At 73.8% G+C, this 17,585-nt stretch carries 14 protein-coding genes and 1 pseudogene; 9 read left to right on the top strand and 6 right to left on the bottom strand.

What is annotated here, in order from left to right:
- Positions 1–87 precede the first annotated feature (87 nt).
- Together OG842_RS31615 and OG842_RS31610 are read left to right on the top strand one after the other, a co-directional pair.
- Positions 88–1,053, top strand: coding sequence for a hypothetical protein (locus OG842_RS31615; protein WP_266736030.1), 966 nt, complete (start codon positions 88–90; stop codon positions 1,051–1,053).
- The gene (locus tag OG842_RS31610; protein ID WP_266736031.1) at positions 1,050–1,520 is read left to right on the top strand and encodes an ABA4-like family protein; all 471 of its coding nucleotides are present in this window, start codon (positions 1,050–1,052) and stop codon (positions 1,518–1,520) included. Before OG842_RS31615 ends, OG842_RS31610 begins: the two co-directional genes overlap by 4 nt.
- 9 nt (positions 1,521–1,529) lie before the next feature.
- Here OG842_RS31610 and OG842_RS31605 read toward each other — a convergent pair whose 3' ends face one another.
- A complete protein-coding gene (locus OG842_RS31605; RefSeq protein WP_266736032.1) occupies positions 1,530–2,276 on the bottom strand; it encodes an ABC transporter permease in 747 nt (248 codons plus the stop codon).
- 171 nt (positions 2,277–2,447) lie between these two features.
- Here OG842_RS31605 and OG842_RS31600 point away from each other — a divergent pair, with 171 nt between their 5' ends.
- From OG842_RS31600 to OG842_RS31580, 5 genes are all read left to right on the top strand, one after another.
- The gene (locus OG842_RS31600; RefSeq protein WP_266736034.1) at positions 2,448–3,032 is read left to right on the top strand and encodes a sigma-70 family RNA polymerase sigma factor; all 585 of its coding nucleotides are present in this window, start codon (positions 2,448–2,450) and stop codon (positions 3,030–3,032) included.
- Positions 3,033–3,122: 90 nt separating this feature from the next.
- Entirely contained in the window at positions 3,123–4,484 is a 1,362-nt protein-coding gene (locus OG842_RS31595; RefSeq protein ID WP_266736036.1) for a cryptochrome/photolyase family protein, read from the top strand.
- A gap of 61 nt (positions 4,485–4,545) precedes the next feature.
- Positions 4,546–6,174, top strand: a complete 1,629-nt coding sequence (locus OG842_RS31590) for a molybdopterin-dependent oxidoreductase (protein WP_443064015.1) — start codon at positions 4,546–4,548, stop codon at positions 6,172–6,174.
- A 54-nt stretch (positions 6,175–6,228) separates the two neighbouring features.
- Positions 6,229–7,209 carry an ADP-ribosylglycohydrolase family protein gene (locus tag OG842_RS31585; RefSeq protein ID WP_266736037.1) on the top strand — a complete coding sequence of 327 codons (981 nt, stop codon included), beginning with the start codon at positions 6,229–6,231 and terminating at the stop codon, positions 7,207–7,209.
- A gap of 120 nt (positions 7,210–7,329) precedes the next feature.
- Positions 7,330–7,773: an SPW repeat protein gene (locus OG842_RS31580; protein ID WP_266736039.1), complete on the top strand. Its 444-nt coding sequence runs from the start codon at positions 7,330–7,332 to the stop codon at positions 7,771–7,773.
- 86 nt (positions 7,774–7,859) lie between these two features.
- Here the strand turns inward: OG842_RS31580 and OG842_RS31575 are convergent, their stop codons facing one another.
- The 5 genes from OG842_RS31575 to OG842_RS31555 form a co-directional block, all read right to left on the bottom strand.
- Positions 7,860–8,933: a DUF917 domain-containing protein gene (locus OG842_RS31575; RefSeq protein ID WP_266736041.1), complete on the bottom strand. Its 1,074-nt coding sequence runs from the start codon at positions 8,931–8,933 to the stop codon at positions 7,860–7,862.
- Positions 8,926–10,521, bottom strand: a complete 1,596-nt coding sequence (locus OG842_RS31570; protein WP_266736043.1) for a hydantoinase/oxoprolinase family protein — start codon at positions 10,519–10,521, stop codon at positions 8,926–8,928. Before OG842_RS31570 ends, OG842_RS31575 begins: the two co-directional genes overlap by 8 nt.
- Before the next feature lie 50 nt (positions 10,522–10,571).
- Positions 10,572–12,011: a purine-cytosine permease family protein gene (locus OG842_RS31565; RefSeq protein ID WP_266736044.1), complete on the bottom strand. Its 1,440-nt coding sequence runs from the start codon at positions 12,009–12,011 to the stop codon at positions 10,572–10,574.
- A 117-nt stretch (positions 12,012–12,128) separates the two neighbouring features.
- Positions 12,129–13,469 carry a hydantoinase/oxoprolinase N-terminal domain-containing protein gene (locus OG842_RS31560; RefSeq protein ID WP_266736045.1) on the bottom strand — a complete coding sequence of 447 codons (1,341 nt, stop codon included), beginning with the start codon at positions 13,467–13,469 and terminating at the stop codon, positions 12,129–12,131.
- Positions 13,466–14,512, bottom strand: coding sequence for a DUF917 domain-containing protein (locus OG842_RS31555; protein WP_266736046.1), 1,047 nt, complete (start codon positions 14,510–14,512; stop codon positions 13,466–13,468). The genes OG842_RS31560 and OG842_RS31555 overlap by 4 nt, the downstream gene beginning before the upstream one ends.
- 100 nt (positions 14,513–14,612) lie before the next feature.
- Here OG842_RS31555 and OG842_RS31550 point away from each other — a divergent pair, with 100 nt between their 5' ends.
- Positions 14,613–16,187 (top strand): PucR family transcriptional regulator, encoded by a 1,575-nt coding sequence (locus tag OG842_RS31550; RefSeq protein ID WP_266736047.1) that lies wholly within the window; start codon positions 14,613–14,615, stop codon positions 16,185–16,187.
- A 27-nt stretch (positions 16,188–16,214) separates the two neighbouring features.
- Positions 16,215–17,480: pseudogene (locus OG842_RS31545) on the top strand (allophanate hydrolase); the annotation flags it as partial.
- Positions 17,481–17,585 lie beyond the last annotated feature (105 nt).

The following is a 17,585-nucleotide window of genomic DNA, read 5'->3' as shown; positions in this document are numbered from 1 at the left end:
GGAAGTGCCGCTATCCATAATCTCTGAGGGGTCCTCATGTCCTCCTGGCGTTCCTGGCATCGCCCGTTAGTCCTCTTCGCAGCGGTGATGGCCGTCATGACGGTCGTCTCGGCCATCGGCCTCATAGCCGACGACCGGGTCCTCGCGGGCGCGGCGATATGGTTCAAACCGTTCAAGTTCGCGGTCTCGTTCGTCGTGTACGCACTCGCCCTCGCCTGGATGCTGACGCTGGTCACCCGTGGCCGACGGATCGGCTGGTGGGCCGGGACCGTGGTCGCGCTGTCCAGCCTGGTCGAGATGGCGATCATCACCGGGCAGGTCATCCGCGGGAAGCGGAGCCACTTCAACCACGCCACCCCCTTCGACGAGTCGCTGTTCAACGCGATGGCCGTCACCGTCGTCATCCTGTGGACCGGCACCCTGGTCATCGCGATCCTGCTGCTGCGCGCCCGGATCGCCGACCGCGCCTCCGCCTGGGCGATCCGCTCGGGCGTACTGCTCGCCCTGGTGGGCGCCGGATTCGGCTTCCTGATGACCCAACCCACCTCCGAGCAGCGGGCGGCCGGGAACCTGGACACCGCCGACGTGATCGGCGCGCACTCCGTCGGCGTACCGGACGGCGGCCCGTCGATGCCACTGACCGGCTGGTCCACGACCGGCGGCGATCTGCGCATCCCGCACTTCATCGGAATGCACGCGCTCCAGCTGCTGCCGCTCTTCCTGCTCGCGCTGGTCGCCCTGGCCCCGCGCTTCCCGCGGCTGCGCGACCCGCGGGTCCGGCTGCGGCTGGTACTGGTGGCCTCGGGGGCGTACGCGGCGGTCGTCGCGCTGGTCACCTGGCAGGCGCTGCGCGGCCAGCCGCTGATCCACCCCGACGGTGCGACGCTCGGTGCCGGCGCGCTGATCGTGGTCGCGAGCACCGTCGGCACGTTGGGGGCACTGAGGCCGGCTCCCGCGGGGCAGCGAACAGGCACGGGCCCCGAATCCGACACCGGCTCCGAATCCGACGCCGCCTCCGAATCCGCTTCCGCCCAGAAGGAGTTCGCGTCATGACCGGTGCGCTCTTCGAGATCTCGTTCTTCCTGGCAGCCCCGTTCTGGCTGCTCATGATCCTGGCACCCAACTGGCGTCCCACGGCGCGCGTCGCCGCCTCGCCGCTCACCGTCCTGCCGGTGCTGGCGCTCTACCTGATCATGGCCGTGCCCGTCTTTCCCGAGCTCTGGGACGCGGTGCGCAGCCCCGACATCGACACCTTCCGCGATCTGATGGCGCTGGCGAACGGGGCCGGGGCGATCTGGGCACAGGTGATCGCCTGGGATCTGCTGCTGGGCCAGTGGATGTACCTGGAGGGGCGGCGGCTGGGAATCTCGCCGCTGGTGATGGGGCCGCTGCTGGTGCTGACGATTCTGCTGTCGCCGTTCGGGCTGCTGGCCTTCCTCGCGATGAGGGCGGTACTGAGGACGAGGACCCGGCCCGGGAGTGCGGTCCCGGACCGGGTCGGCGGTACGACGCTGCCGTAGGCGCGCCCGTCAGACGGATCTCCGGTACGAGCGGAACGTGCGGGTCGACAGCGCGACCGCCACCACCGCGAGAAGCAGCAGGGCTCCCCCGCGGCCGGTCACCACGCCCCAGTCCGGGGCGGCGGTCAGCGCGGAACGGCCCGCCACCATCGCCCAGTCGACCGGGTTGAAGTCGGCGACGTGACGCATCCAGGACGGCATCTGGCCCGGGGCCATGAAGGAGGAGGAGAGGAAGGTCGGCGGCAGCAGCAGAAAGGTGTTGATGCCGATGATCGACTCTCGCCGGCGCACCAGCATGCCCAGGGCGTTGGAGAGCGCGCCGAAGACCGTGCCGAGCAGGACCGAGGCGACCACCAGGATCAGCAGTCCGCCCGCGCCGCCCGGGCAGGAGGCCCCGGCGGCCCGGCCGAGCAGCACGATGACGACGGACTGCACGGCGGTGCTGATGCCGCTCTGCACGACGTTGGCGTTCATCAGCGCGTTGCGGCTGACCGGTGTCGTCAGGAAGCGGTTGAGCGTGCCGCGCTCGATCTCCTCCAGGGTGCCCATCCCGGCCCACATGCTCGACCCGAGCGCGCTCATCACCACGATGCCCGGGATCAGGTGGTCCAGACAGGACGTGGTGCCGAAGCCGCCGAGCTCCACGACCTTCCTGAAGAGGTTGCCGAACAGGAACAGCCAGATCACCGGCTGGATCAGGGAGATCACCAGAAAGACCGGCTGCCGGATGATCGCCATGAGCTGACGCTCGGTCATGTACCAGCTGGGCGAGTGCTTGACCGCTCATCGACCGCCTCCGGCAGGGGTGAGGACGGGGCCCGCCGGGCGTCCGTGCCGTCGGCCTCGGACGCGTCAACCAAGATGTATCGCGATTTCCGGGTGGCGTGGAAGGATCTCGCGCACCGGCCCGCCAGAGAGGAAGCCCGTGTGAAGGAAGCCGCGCACATCGGCGGAGCGCCGTCGGCGGGGCCCGACCTCCAGGAGTTGCTGGGGCTGGTCGCCCGGGGCGATCAGGAGGCCTTCGCCGCGGTGTACGCCGCCGTGAGCGGGCCCGTCCTCGGACTGGTACGGAACGTGCTCCGCGATCCGGCCCAGGCGGAGGAGGTCGCGCAGGAGGTCCTGGTCGAGGTGTGGCGGTCGGCCCCCCGCTTCCGGCCCGCCCGCGGCAGCGCGATGAACTGGGTGCTGACCCTCGCCCACCGCCGGGCCGTGGACCGGGTGCGCTCGGCCGAGGCGTCGGCGGCCCGTGAGCGTGCGGCGGCGCTGCTGGACCGTACGCCCGCCTACGACGAGGTCACCGAGCTGGTGGAGACCCGGTTGGAGCATGAACAGGTCCGCCGCTGCGTGGGGCGGCTCTCCGAGTTGCAGCGCCAGTCCGTGACCCTCGCGTACTACCGGGGGTTGACCCACCGCGAGGTGTCGGAGCTGCTCTCCGTGCCGCTCGGGACGGTCAAGACACGGCTGCGCGACGGACTGACCCGGCTGCGCGACTGCCTCGGGACGAGCGAATGACCGACACCGGGCCGATATCGGGGCCACACCGGGCCGCCCCCGGGCCGACACCGGAAGCGCACACCTCCATGACCGGGAAGAGCACACTCCATGACTGTCTCCGTCGCACTGTTCACCTCCGACCTACGGGTGCACGACAACCCGGTACTGCGGGCCGCGGTACGGGAGGCGGATGCCGTCGTTCCGCTTTTCGTGCGCGACCGGGGCATCCACCGGACCGGCTTCGACGCACCGAACCGGCGGGCGTTCCTCGCCGACTGCCTCGCCGATCTCGACGCGGCGCTGCGCCACCGCGGCGGACGGCTCGTGGTCCGGGACGGCGACGTGGTGGCCGTCGCCCGTGCCGTGGCCGTGGAGACCGGGGCGCGGAGTCTGCACGTCGCCGGCGGGGTGAGCGGGTACGCGACGCACCGCGAGAGCCGGCTGCGTGCGGCGCTGGCGGCGGTCGGCTGCGCCGTGCACGTCCACGACGCGGTGGTCACCGCGGTCGCCCCGGGCCGGCTCGTCCCGGCGGGCCGTGACCACTACGCGGTGTTCACGCCGTACCTGCGCCGTTGGCAGGAGGCGGGGGTACGGGGAACACTGGCCGCGCCACGGGCGGTGCGGCTGCCGGACGGAGTGGAGCCGGGACCGTTGCCGGAGCGGGCGGAGGTGGCCGGCGTCTCCCCCGGGCTCGCGAGGGGCGGTGAGTCGACCGGACGCCTGCTGCTGTCGTCCTGGCTGCACGGCCCGCTGGCCGACTACGAGAGCGGCCACGACGATCTGGCCGGCGACGCGACCTCCAGGCTCTCCCCCCACCTCCACTTCGGCTCTCTCTCGGCGGCCGAAGTGATCGACCGGGCGAGGCAGCGGGGCGGACCGGGTGCCGACGCGTTCGTACGGCAGCTGGCGTGGCGGGACTTCCACCACCAGGTGCTCGCCGCACGGCCGGACGCCGCCCGGGAGGACTACCGCACCCGGCACGACCGCTGGCGGTGCGACGAGGACGAGATCCAGGCCTGGCGCACGGGGCGCACCGGCTATCCGCTGGTCGACGCGGCGATGCGGCAGCTGGCGTACGAGGGCTGGATGCACAACCGGGGCCGGATGCTCGTGGCCGGCTTCCTCACCAAGACGCTGTACGCCGACTGGCGGGTGGGTGCCCGGCACTTCCTGGACCTGCTGGTCGACGGCGATGTGGCGAACAATCAGCTCAACTGGCAGTGGATGGCGGGCACCGGCACCGACACCCGGCCCAACCGGCTCCTGAATCCGGTGGTCCAGGGCAAGCGGTTCGATCCGCGCGGCGCCTATGTGCGCCGCTGGGTGCCTGAGCTCGCGGAACTGGCGGACGGCGAGATCCATGAGCCGTGGAAACTCACCGGGCCGCGCCGGGCCGCGATCGACTACCCGGATCCGCTCGTCGGCCTGGCCGAGGCACGCGCCCGGTTCGAACGGGCCCGCGGCCTGTAACGGCCCGCGACCGATCGGGTGAGGGACCAATCCGCCCGGCGCCGGGCGACGAATCCCGATCGTGAGTGAAGACCGAGACGATGCACAGCCCACCGGAACCGCCCGGCCCCCGCGACCGGGCGGGACGCGCACCGCCCTCGCCGCGCTCAGCGGTCTGATCGCCGGGTTCTGCGCCCTGGCGGTCGCCGAGCTGGCCGCGGCCCTCGTACGTCCCGAGGCGGGCCCGGTCACGGCAGTGGGAGGTGCGGTGATCGACCGCACTCCCCCGGCCGTGCGGGACTTCGCCGTACGGAACTTCGGCACCGCCGACAAGCTGGCGCTCCGGCTCGGGATCCTGGTCCTCCTGGCGCTCTTCGCCATGGCGATCGGGGTGCTGGCGCTACGTCACCGACGGCTGGGGTCGGCTGCCGTCCTGGTCTTCGGCCTGGTCGGGGCGGTGGCGGCGGCAGGGCGTCCGGAGGGCGTGCCGGCCGATGCGCTGCCGTCGGTGGTGGGTGCCGCGGTGGCGGTGGCGGTGCTGTATCTCCTGGTCGGACGGCTCGCACCGGCGCCCGGTCCCGGTCCCGCGGCCGGAGGGCGGGACGAGGGTGCGGACGGCGGCTTCGACCGCCGCGGCTTCGTGGTCGCGGCCACCGCCACGGCGGCGGTCTCCGCCGGCGCGGGACTCCTGGGCCGCCGGCTCACCTCCTCCGTCCAGGCGGGGGCCTCCGCCTCCCGTCATGACCTGGTCCTCCCGGCCCCGCAGTCCTCCGCCCCGGCGGTGCCGGCCGGAGCCGATCTGAGGATCCGGGGGCTGACCCCGTTCATCACCCCGGACAAGGACTTCTACCGGGTGGACACGGCGCTGGTCGTGCCACGCGTCGATGCCGGCGCCTGGCGGCTGAGGATCCACGGCCGGGGTGTGGCGCGGCCCTTCACAGTCGGCCTCCACGACCTGCTGCGAAGGGAGGTCGTCGAACGCGACGTCACCCTGGCCTGCGTCTCCAACGAGGTCGGCGGACCCCTGGTCGGCAACGCCAGGTGGCTCGGGGTGCGACTGGCCGATCTGCTGCGCGACGCGGGAGTACGTCCCCCGTCCGAGGGCGGCCCCGCCGACCAGATCGTGGCGCGTTCCGTCGACGGCATGACGATCGGCACACCGGTCGAAACGGTCATGGACGGGCGCGACGCGATGCTCGCCTTCGGCATGAACGGTGAGCCGCTGCCCTTCGAGCACGGCTTCCCGGTCCGGATGGTCGTCCCCGGCCTGTACGGATACGTGTCGGCCTGCAAGTGGATCGAGGACATCGAGCTGACCACGTTCGCCGCCTACGACGCCTACTGGGTCCGGCGCGGCTGGGCCCAGCAGGCACCGGTCAAGACCGAGTCCCGGATCGACACCCCCCGCCCGTCCGCCTCCCCGAAGGCCGGCGTCGTGCCGGTGGCCGGGGTCGCCTGGGCCCAGCACCGCGGCATCTCCCGGGTCGAGGTCCGGGTGGACGGCGGGAAGTGGCACACCGCCCGCCTGGCCGCCGCCGGCACCCGCGACACCTGGCGCCAGTGGGTGTGGGAGTGGCCCGCCGCATCCGGCCGTCACACCCTGGAGGTCCGCGCCACCGACGGAACCGGCGCCACCCAGACCGGCATCCGCACGGGCACCGTGCCCGACGGTGCGACCGGCTGGCACTCGGTGGTGGTCGACGTGTCCTGAGCCCGGGTACCCCCACGACGTACAGCAGGAGCTCGCGCTCCGTACGCTGACCGGATGAGACGTCCGGGCATGGTGGACCGGCAGGACCGGGTGGCGGGTGCCGTCGTCGGATCGGCGGTGGGTGACGCGCTGGGCGCGCCCTTCGAGTTCGGGCCCGCCGGTGTGTACACGGCACGCTTCCCCGACGGCGTCGGCACGATGTGCGGGGGCGGCGGCTGGGACCCCGGCGAGGCCACGGACGACACGCAGATGGCCGTGCTGGTCGCGGAGTCCCTGCTGGAGCGGGGCGGCCTGGACCTTCCCGACATGTTCGGCCGGTTCCGCAGATGGGCGGCGGGCGACCCGAAGGACATCGGGCTCCAGACCGAGGAGGTCCTGACGAGCGGTGAGGCATGGGACCTCGCGGCGGCGCTGCACTTCCAGGTGAGCGGACGTGCGGCGGGCAACGGTTCGCTGATGCGGGCGGCCACCTCCGCCGTGTACTTCGCGGCCCGGGGCCGTGCGGCGACCATGGACGCCGCCCGCCGGATCGCCGCCCTGACCCACGGCGACCGGGCCGCCTGGGAGGGCACCGCCGTGCTCCACGAGCTGATCCGGGTGGCGCTGGACGGCGGCGATCCGCTCTCCGCCGTCCCGGACGCCCTGGAGAGCGTGCACGAGGATCACCGGGGCCGCTGGGCCACCGTCCTCGCACCCGGCTGGCGCCCGGAGGAGGCGACGGAGTTCAACGGTGCGGTCTGGCCGTGCCTCGGCACCGCGCTGTGGGCGCTGCGCACCACGGATTCGTACGAGAACGCCCTGGCCGCCGCCGTGGACGTGGGCGGGGACACCGACACGGTCGCCGCCGTGACCGGCGCCCTGGCGGGTGCGGTGCACGGCTTCGGCGCGATCCCCCCGCGCTGGACCGAGCCGCTGCACGTACCGCTTCCGGGGTACGGGGACCGGGTGCTGCGGACGCCCGGACTGGTGGCCCTGGCCGGGCGGCTGGACAGTGCGTCACCGCGTGCGGTTCCCACGGATTTCCGCGAGTCCTGAATCTACACATAAGGGCGATATAAGCGCAGAATGACAGAGCAGGCCGCTCAACGCGCACAGGTGGCGCGGTCGGTCGCTGCGGTGGTCGGCGGTCTGCCAGGAGCGAAGGAGACGAACCCCATGTCAAACATCTCGCACACCGGCCGTGACATGGCCAGTCACCCCGATGTCTCCGAAATGCGCGATCGCTATGCCCGCATGCTCGGTGGCCGCGATGTGGCCCTGGTGGACGCACCGGTGTTCCTCGTCGGTCTCTACTGCGCCATCTCGCCGTGGGTGCTGCACTTCACGGCAAGTCAGCCCACACTCGCGACGCACAACCTGATCATGGGTCTCGCGATCGCCGCGCTGGGCCTCGGGTTCACCGTGATGCCGGAACGCATGTACGGCCTGAGCTGGGCCATCTGCGCGATGGGGATCTGGACGATCCTCGCGACGTGGATCGTCGGCAGCAGCCCCGACCTCGGCATCGTCCTCAACAACGTCATCATCGGCGGCCTGACCATACTGCTGGGCCTGGCCTGCGTCGCCGTGTCCATGAAGAGCGGCAAGCGGACGGTCTGAGACGAGGGATCGTCCGGCGGAAGGGAATGCCCGGCCGGCCCGCTCCGTGCGGACCGGCCGGGCGCCGGAGTGGACCGGCCAGTGGGTCAGCTCTCCCGGAACGGCAGGTAGTCCACGTCGTACCCGAAGTACCGCGGCCCGGCGAGCGCCAGGCCGCCCGGGGTGGTCCAGCGCGGGTCGCAGGGCGCCGCGAGGACGCTGACGCGCAGGCCGTAGCGCAGCCCCTCCGTGGTCACCGGATCGCCGGTGTCGGTGTCCAGCACGCAGATCAGGTCGGGCGTGGTGGCGACCGTCTCGCCGTCGCGGGTGGCCAGCAGATGCTCGTTCTGGAAGCCGAGTTCGAGCACCCGGCCCGCGTCGTCGCCGATGCCCTCGATCCGGGCGCTGCCCCGGGCGAAGCCGCCCTCGGTGCGGCGGCTGACGTCGATCACCTTGCCGGTCAGCAGATGGGTTCCGGACAGCATGGTCCGGGCCGCGAGCACCGGGTCGGTGTGCGCGGCCCGCGCCTCGCGCACCGCTGCGCCCAGCCGCTCGGCGAGCGTCAGCGTGGCGGGGACGAGCCCGTCGACGAGCTGGTCGCCGCGCATCACGGTGTCGGCGCTGGAGATCTGGCAGCCCAGCTCCACGCAGACCGCCCGCGCGATGCGCTCGGCGGCGTGGTTGGAGACGGCGTCGACGATGATGCTGTTGCCCTTGTCGTCGGCGAGCGCCATCGGGGTGTTGGCCACCCCGATCAGGCCGGGCAGCACCATCTGCGCCTCGGGGAAGGCACGGCCCATGGCGTCGCCGTCGACCAGCGGCAGCCCCGCCTCGGCGGCGCAGGCGATGGGCAGCATGGAGTTGACGCCGCCGACCTCGATCGGTGCGATGTGGGTGGCGGCCCGGCCGATGTGCTTCTCCAGGGCGCGCAGCGCGGCCACTTCCTCGCCCCCGGCGGGGACGCGTTCCAGCAGCACCGTCGGTGCCCCCATCCCGGAGACGGGGACCACCGTCGCGTCGTCCGGCACCTCGTCGAAGGCGACGAGCCGCACCGGGCCGTACTTGCGGATGGCCTCGCGGGCCAGCAGCTTGCCGATGTACGGATCGCCGCCCCCGCCGGTGCCGAGGATGCCCGCGCCGCGCGCGATGTCGTCCAGGTTGTCGAGGTTGATCTCACGCATGTGACGCTGCTCCATGGATGTCGCGCGCCCCGGCCGGGGCGTGGGTGATGCCTATGCCGTTCAGGTCGAGGTCGCCGACCGCCTTGACGCGGATACGGGTCGCGCCGCCGGGCAGATAGGCCAGCGGGACCTCCTCCACGTCGACGACGCGGACCGAGCCGGGCCTGGCGCCCGCGCTCTCGGCCCGGCCCACCGCCTCCTCGCGGGCCTCGGCGAGCACCGCGTCCCGGCGCCCCTCCGGGACCTGGAAGACCCGGTCCACCTCTCCGCCGACCTGGGCGATGGCGGCCCCCACCGCGTTGGCGACGTCGAAGTGGCCGGGGCGACGCACATCGTCGAAGCCGGGCAGGGCCGCGGGTACCAGCACGCTGCCGCCGCCGACCGCGACGACCGGCAGTACCCCCGCCGAGGTACGCATCCGGTCGACGGTCTCCGCCAGCCGCTCCGCGATCCGGTCGAGCGCGCGGGCGGTGAACTCCGGGTCCAGGTGGGCGACCCGGGAGCGGTCACCGATGTCGGCGCGGCCCGCGGCGACCGCGAGATCGGTGGCCGTCAGGGTGTCGCCGCCGAAGACCAGCGCCTCCTCGGTGAGCCGGAATCCGACCGAGCGGGGACCGGTCTCGCCGTCGGGCGACACCAGGGAGCCACCGCCGATGCCGAGCGAGAGGACGTCGGGGATACGGAAGTTGGTCCGGATGCCCGCGGCCTCGCTCTCGCCCGCCGCCTCGCGCGGGAAGCCGCCGGCCAGGATGCCGACGTCCGCGGTGGTGCCGCCGACATCGACGACCGCGCAGTCCCCGAGGCCGGACAGGAAGGCGGCGCCGCGCATCGAGTTGGTGGGCCCGGAGGCGAAGGTGGCCACCGGGTAGGCGCGGGCGAAGTCCACGTCCATCAGCGTGCCGTCGTTCTGCGACAGGAAGAACGGGGCGGTCAGCGACACCTCGGCGAGCGACTTGGCGAACGACTCCACGATCACGGTCGCCAGGTCGCGCAGGGCCGCGTTGATGATCGTGGCGTTCTCGCGGGCCAGCAGCCCGACCCGGCCGAGCTCGTGCGAGAGCGAGAAGTGCACGCCGGGGCCCAGTTCGGCGGCCAGGATCTCGGCGGCCCGGCGCTCGTCCTCCTCGGCGACCGGGGAGAACACCGAGGAGACGGCCACCGAGGTCAGTCCGCGCGCGGCGATGTCGGCGGCGGTGCGCTTCAGCTCCTCGGGGTCGAGCGGCGACAGCGGCCGTCCGTCGAACTCCCGCCCGCCGTGGCAGAGATAGCCGTGCCCGCCGACGGCCGCCCGCTGGCGCTCCGGCCAGTCGGTCATCGGCGGCAGGGCGGCGGTGGCTGGCAGGCCGAGGCGTACCGCGGCGACGGGGGCGAGCCGGGCGCCCTCGATCAGCGCGTTGAGGAAGTGGGTCGTGCCGATCATCACGGCGGTGACCGATTCCATCGGCGGGTCCAGGGCCCGGATCGCCGCGGTCACGCCGGAGGTGACGTCGGAGGTGGTGGGGGTCTTCGCGGTGGCGATGATCCGGTCGTCGTCCCCCAGAAGGGCGGCGTCGGTGTTGGTGCCTCCGACGTCGATTCCGATGCGCATGGTGTGTCCGTCTTTCGTAGGGGGTGGGTGTGTCGGGGCGGGCGTACGGGTCAGGCGATGGCCTTCGACGACCAGGCCGTGCCCGATTCAGCCTCGATCGCCGCCGCGGGACGTGCGGGCTGTTCGAACGGCAGGTCGCGGGCGCCGCGCACCAGGCCGAGCTTGCCGAGGACGACATAGCCGAGCCCGGCCAGCAGCAGGGAGTTGAGCGCCGGGATGCCCCACCACTGGTAGTGGTCGCCGAGCCAGCCGAACAGGGAGGCGGCGGCCCACAGGGCGATGGTCGCGGGCACCCAGCTGGGTTCGGTCTCGGGCAGCCGGCCGGCGGCGCGCGAGGCGTCCAGCTGCGGGCGCCACTTCTTCACCACGAAGTACTCGGCGACCATGATTCCGGCGACCGGCGGAGTGAGGACACCGAGCACCGTGAGGAAGTCGGTGAACCGGTCCAGGATTCCGGCGGCCGCGGCGAGGCTGCCGAGGACACCGATCGTGACGGTCGTGCCGACCCGGTTGAGCCGGACCTTGAAGAGCGCCTCGACCGCGCCGATCAGGCCGAGCGAGGAGGAGTACAGGTTCCAGTTGTTGATCTTCACGGTGGCGGAGACCAGGACGATGACGCCGATGACGCCGGAGGAGGACGTGATGATCGCGATCAGGTCGGAGGACTTCACCGCGTAGGCGAGCAGCACCCCGCCGAGGCCCAGCACGTACTCGCCGAGGCTGATGCCCACGACCGTCTGCTTGACGACGTCGCCGGTGTTGCGGTTGAAGCGGGTCATGTCGGGGGTGGTGACCGCGCCGACGATGTACGAGCCGGCGACGATGGTCGCGCCGGTGGCGATGGACATGTGGGCGCCGAACGGCGCCGAGGCCACCAGGTCGCCGACGTTGTGCCGGGAGAACTCGACCATCATCGCCCAGCCCGCGAGGCCGAGGAAGGCGGGAACGGTGACGAAGGCCGTCCAGCCCATGGCGCGGAAGCCGCGCAGGACGAGCGCGGTGACGCCGAGCCCGCAGATCAGGCACCAGGCCCAGACCGGCAGCGTGGGCACGATGGAGTGCAGCCCGGCCGCGAACACCGCCGTCTGCACACCGAACCAGCCGAACAGGCTGACCGCTATGACGAGTCCGATGAGGGTGGAGCCGTAACGGCCGAAACCGGTCCAGCGGACCAGCATCGAGGTGGACAGGCCCTCCCGCATGCCGGCGATGCCGACGAATATGCAGACGATCTCCAGGATCACCGAGCCGAGCGTGAACGCCCAGAAGGCGCCCCAGAAGGAGAGTCCGGCGCCGAGCGCGGCACCGAGCAGGAACTGCGTCAGGTCGGAGAGCTGGCCGAAGCGCTGCACGGCGACGTTGAACCAGGAGTAGCGGGCCGCGCGCGGCACCCGCTCCAGCGGGTAGTCCTCGTCCTGCTGCGTCTGCGCCGATGTCTGCGCTTGTGTCTGCGTGGATGGCTCTTGGTGCACATCGAGCTGCTGGGTCATGGGGACGGATCCTCGGGTGAGCGGGTGAGCGGGTGAGCGGGTGAGCGGGTGAGCGGGCGGGCAGGAGGGCGCAGCAGCACGGCACCGGCCTGCTGCGGTGGGGCGGGGAGCGGGGGTTCAGAGCGGGAGGGGCGGTCCTACGGCACGGGCCCGCAGGAGCACCGCCCCGGGCAGGTACGGCACCGGAAGGTCCGGTTCCGCGTGGGTGCGTACGCGCCTGGGATCGGCCCCGGCCCGTACGGCGCCGGCCCGGGCCAGGTCGCGTACCTCGTCCCGTACGGCGTCGAGCCGTCGGCCGGGTCCCCGGCGGACGATCCGGTCGTACTGGCCGCCGACCGGGCTGGCCGCCGCGCCGAACGCCCCGGCGACTCCGCCGTGTCCGGGCCGTACGACGTCGAACCCGGCCAGCACTTCGGCGGGTACGTCGCCCGCACCGCCGCCGACCAGGATCAGCGGGAGGAGTCCGGCGGCGGGGCGCATCCGGTCGGCGGCCTCGGCGAGTTCGCGGTGGGCGTCGGCCCGCACGGTGATCAGGTCGGGGAAGCGCACGCTGACCGGGACACCGCCGATGCGTTCCCCGGGGCCGGCCTCCTGGGGGTAGCCGCCGGTCAGCGCACCGACCCGGGCGCGGCGTTCACCGATGTCGGCGACCACGGCGTCCTGGAGCCCGGCCAGGAGTCCGGCGCCGCGGATGGTGCAGGCGGGTCCGCTGCCCAGGCTGAGTCCGGGCTGGCGGCGCAGGTACTCCAGGCTCATCAGCGTGCCGTCGCTGCGGGTGACGAGGACGGCGGCGCCGGGCGCGAGACCGAGCCGGGGCAGGGTGGCGGTCAGTTCGTCGGCGACCTTGGCCACGAGCACGGACAGGGCCGCGTCGAGGACCGTGGCGTTCTCGCGGGCCAGCAGGTCGAGGGTGCCGACGTCGCTGGAGAGCAGGACGGTCGTGTCGGGGCCCGTCTCGGCGCGCAGGATCTCGGCGGCCTCCCGCTCCTGGCCCCCGTCGACGGGCGAGAACACGGCGGTGACGGCGAACGCCTCGGCGCGTCCGGCCAGCGAGGCACCGAACCGGGCGACCGCGTCCCGGTCGAGCGGCGTGGTGCCACGGGGCGCCAGACCACCGCCGCCCCGCACGTTCGCGGTGCCGGCGCACACGGCGTCGCGCAGGGCCTCGGGCCAGCCGAACAGCGGCCGCACGGCGTCGGCGGCCGCGCCGCCGACCCGCAGCACTCCGACCCGGGCGAGCCCGTGCCGCTCCCTGACCGCGCGGGCGGCGACCCGCAGGCCCACGGCGAGCTGGGTGGCCCGGCCGCGCAGCTCGGCGGGGAGCGCGCGGACGGCGGCGGCGAGCGATCCGACGGCGTCCCCGGCCAGCGAGGGCACCTTGACGGCCCGCACCGCCCGGTCGCCGTCGAGGAGCACGGCATCGGTGTTGGTGGGCCCGACATCCACTCCGAGGATCACGAGGTGCCTCCCGGAGCCCGGAACCCGTCGGCGGTGCCGGCGAGGCCGGCCAGACCGAATGCGGCGGGCCCGGCGAGCCGCAGGCCCTCGGGGGTGTACCAGGCGGGGTCCGAGGGGAGCGTGACGAGGTGGACGCGCAGTCCGTAGCGGACCTCCTCGACCGGGACGGCCCAGCCGGTCGCCACGTCGACCAGGGCGATGACGTCCGGTACGACGGCGAGCGGGGCGCCGTCCTCCAGGGCCGCGACGAATTCGCTGCGGGCCTCGACGAGCACCAGCCGGCCCGCGTCGGGGCCGCCGCCCTCCAGCAGGACACCCGTGGCGTCGTCGCTGTCGGCGCCCTCGGTGGCGTACCTCCGGACGGAGGAGACCTTGCCGGTCAGCAGTGGGGCCGGTCCTTCGCCGCGGCCCAGAGCCAGGGCGCGGGTGACCGATCCGAGGACGGCGTGCCGGGCCGCCTGCCCGGCGGTGAGCGGGTAGTCGGTGGACGCGGCGCGCCCGCCGAAGGCGACGACGGCGGCGCGGGCGAACTGTTCGAGGTGCGCGCCGTCCACGTCGTCGACCACGACGGTGTGACCGTGCTCGTCGGCGAGGACGGCCGGTCCCGGACGCAGCCCGGCCAGCTCCAGGACGTTCTGGTCCATCCGGGGAAAGGCCCGGCCCATGGAGTCGGCGTCGAGCAGCGGCAGCCCCAGCCGGGCCGCCCAGGCGACGGCGACACAGCCGTTGAGGCCGCCGATCTCGCTGCTCATCACCGCGGCGACCGGTGCGCCGTGCAGCGCCTCGAAGCGGTCCCGCAGCCGTGCGGGCTCGGCCCGGCCGCCGATCCGTTCGGCGGCGACGGCGGGCGATCCGACCAGCCCCACCGGCATGACGAGCGCGTCGGCGGGGAGCACCGCCGGGTCGACGACGGGCACCGGACCGCTCTCCTCGATCGCCTGTCCGGCGACGGGAAGGGTCACATCGGCGGGTCCGCCGCCCCCTGATCCCAGGACGGCACAGCCCCGCGCGAAGTCGGCGAGTGCTCCGGCGTCCACGTGCATGAATCCCAGCGTACGGAGACGGATCGCGCCCCCCGTGGGCCATGAGCCCGTGATTCGGCGGCCGGGTGTGCTGGTGGCACATCGGCAGCACACTGGAGGGATGGCGAACATCCTGGAACTCCTCTCCTCCCCCGGACTCGAAGCGGTCCGCCCGCTGGTGGGCCCGCTCGACGCGGTGGAGGTCACCGGGGTGCGGCTGGAGCCGCGCCCGGACCGGCTCGCCGCCATCCCCGCCGGGACGGTCGCCGTGCTGCTGGCCCCGGTGCCGGGGCATCTGCTGGACGTGGCGGTGCGGGACGCGGCCGCGGCGGGAGCCGCCGCGCTGGTCCTGACGGGCGTGACCGAGGCCCCGCACGGGCTGCCCGCCGAGGTGACGGCCACGGCACGGGCGCTCGCCGAGCGGGGCCGGGTCGCGGTGCTGTACGCCGAGGGGGACCTCGCGGCTCTCGTGGTGGCCGTGGAGCGGGCGGTGGCCGGGTCCGCGGCGGACGCGCTGGCCCGGGTCGAGGCCGCGGCGCGGGAGGTGACGGCGGTCGCGGGCGACCCCGGCCGGGTGGCCGTGGCGGCCGGACGCGCCCTGGGCGTGCCCGTGGAGCTGCGCGCCGCGGGTCCGGGCGAGGAGGGCGCGGCTGCCGCGGGCCCGGACGGCGAGATCCGGCTGGCGGCCCCGGCCCGCCCCGGTCACGCGGGTACGGCGGTGCGCTCGGTCCTCGCGCTGGCGGCACTCGCCGCGGCGGGCGGCGGGCACGGCGACGTTCCGGTGCGCTCCCGGGGCCGGCTGCTCGCCGAACTGCTGGTGGCCCCGCAGGACCAGGCCGCCCGGCTGGCCGCCCGGGGCCGGGCGCTCGCGCTGCCGGTGGACGGCTGGCACATCGCGCTGCGGGTCGAGGCGGGCGGTCTGGACGCCTCGAACCGGCCGAAGGCCCTGGACGCGGTCATGTCCCAGGCACTGACCCTGCTGCGGACCTGGGACGGGCCGGCGGCCGCCCCCGGCACCACCACCGCGCCGTCCGCCCCCTCTGCCTCGTCCCCGCAGTCCGCCGACTCCGTCCAGTGGAACGCCGCGCTGGTCGACGACGCCCTCGTCCTGCTCAGCACCTGGCCCGCGGACCCGGGGACGAACGGGCGGCGCGCCACTCTGGCCCGCGCCCGCCGGGTGGTGGACCGGCTGGCCGGACTGCGCCCGGAGGCCGGTCTGCGGTGCGGCGTGGGCTCGCCGCACCGGGGCCCGCTGGGCATCCGTACCTCCGCCCGGGAGGCCCGTGCCGCGGTGCCGCGCGATGTGGGACCCGCGGTGGCGGCGCACGACGCGGTGGGTCTGGACCGGATGCTGCTGGAGTGGTACGCCTCCGACACGGCGCGCGAGGCGGTCAGCGAACTCCTCGCCCCGGTACTGGCGCTGGGCCCGGAACGCGCCGAGCCGCTGCTGCGCACGCTCCAGGGGTACCTGGACCACAACAACTCGCCCGCCCGCGCCGCGGACGCGCTCCATCTGCACCGGAACGCGGTGGGCGCCCGCATCCGCAAGGTCGTCCAGCTGACGGGCGCCGACCTGAACGAGCCGGACGTCCGCCTCGCGCTCCAACTGGCCTGCCGCGCGGGCCTGTCCGCTCACCCGACCGAGTCGTTCACGACCACCGGCAGCGGCACGCCCGACGCCTCGACGACGCACTGAGGCAGGACAAGAATCCGAGGACCGACCATGGCGACAACCTCCACCGTCCTCAACCGCGTCCGGGACGCCCATGCCCGTATCGACGCGGTGGAGCGCCCCGAGCTCTGGATCGATCTGCGCCCCCGGCACGACGTGGAGGCGGAGGCCGCACGGCTCGACGCCCGCCTGGCCTCGGGCGAGCGGCTCCCCCTGGCGGGCCGCCTGCTGGCCGTCAAGGGAAACATCGACGTGGCCGGCCTACCCACCACCGCGGGCTGCCCCTCGTACGCGTACGAACCGGGCGCCGACGCCCCGGCGGTGGCCCGGCTGCGCGCCGCCGGTGTCCTGGTGATCGGCACGACCAACATGGACCAGTTCGCCACCGGCCTGACCGGCACCTGTTCCCCGTACGGCGCGGTGGCCTGCGCGTACGATCCCGACCGGATCGGCGGCGGCTCCAGCTCCGGTTCGGCGGTCGCCGTGGCCCTGGGCATCGTGGATCTCGCCCTGGGCACCGACACCGCGGGCTCCGGCCGTGTCCCCGCCGCGTTCAACGGCGTCTTCGGGCTGAAGCCGACCCGCGGTCTCGTACCGACCGACGGCGTGGTCCCCGCCTGCGCGAGCCTGGACTGCGTCACCGTCTTCGCCCGTACGCTCCCCGAGGCCGAACGGGCGATGGCCCTGATGGCCACCCCCGCCCCGCACCCCGACCGCTCCCGCGTCCCGGGCCCCTGGCGGATCGCGGTCCCGCCCACCGGTCAGCTGGAAGCCGCCCCGAACTGGGCGGCGGCGTACGAGTCCACGGCCGCCCGGCTCCGTGCGGCGGGCGCGGTGCTCCGGCCGGTCGATCCGGCGCCGTTCACCGAGGCGGCCGCGATGCTGTACGACTCCGCGTTCGTCGCCGAGCGCTATGCCGCGGTCGGCGCGTTCATCGACGGCGCGCCCGACGCCCCAGGCCTCGACCCCACGGTGGCGGGGATCATCACCGCGGCCCGCGACATCCCGGCGCACCGGCTCTTCGCCGACCGGGCCCGGCTGGCCGGCCTCCGTGCCACCGCGACGGCCGCACTCGGCGACGCGGACGCCCTCCTGCTGCCCACCGCGCCGGAACACCCCACGCTCGCCGAGGCCATGGCGGACCCGCGGGCCGTCAACACCCGCCTCGCCCGGTTCACCGGCTCCACCAACCTGTTCGACCAGTGCGCGGTGGCGGCCCCCGCCGGTGAAGTGGACGGGCTGCCGTACGGCGTGATGCTGATCGGCCCGGCACACACCGACGAGCGACTGGCCCGCATCGCCGAACTCGCCGGACCCGTCCGCCCCTTACTCCCAGGAACCGGTTGACCGCTCACCAACACACCTGTTCCACTGGACGGATGCGCCCTCAGCTGCGGCTGGTCACCCGTGACCACATCGACT

Origin of the sequence: Streptomyces sp. NBC_00376 (assembly GCF_036077095.1) — a bacterium.
Classification (GTDB): Bacteria; Actinomycetota; Actinomycetes; order Streptomycetales; family Streptomycetaceae; genus Streptomyces.
The sequence above is the reverse complement of the archived record's forward strand: the minus strand, read 5'-3'. Positions and strand labels throughout refer to the sequence as shown.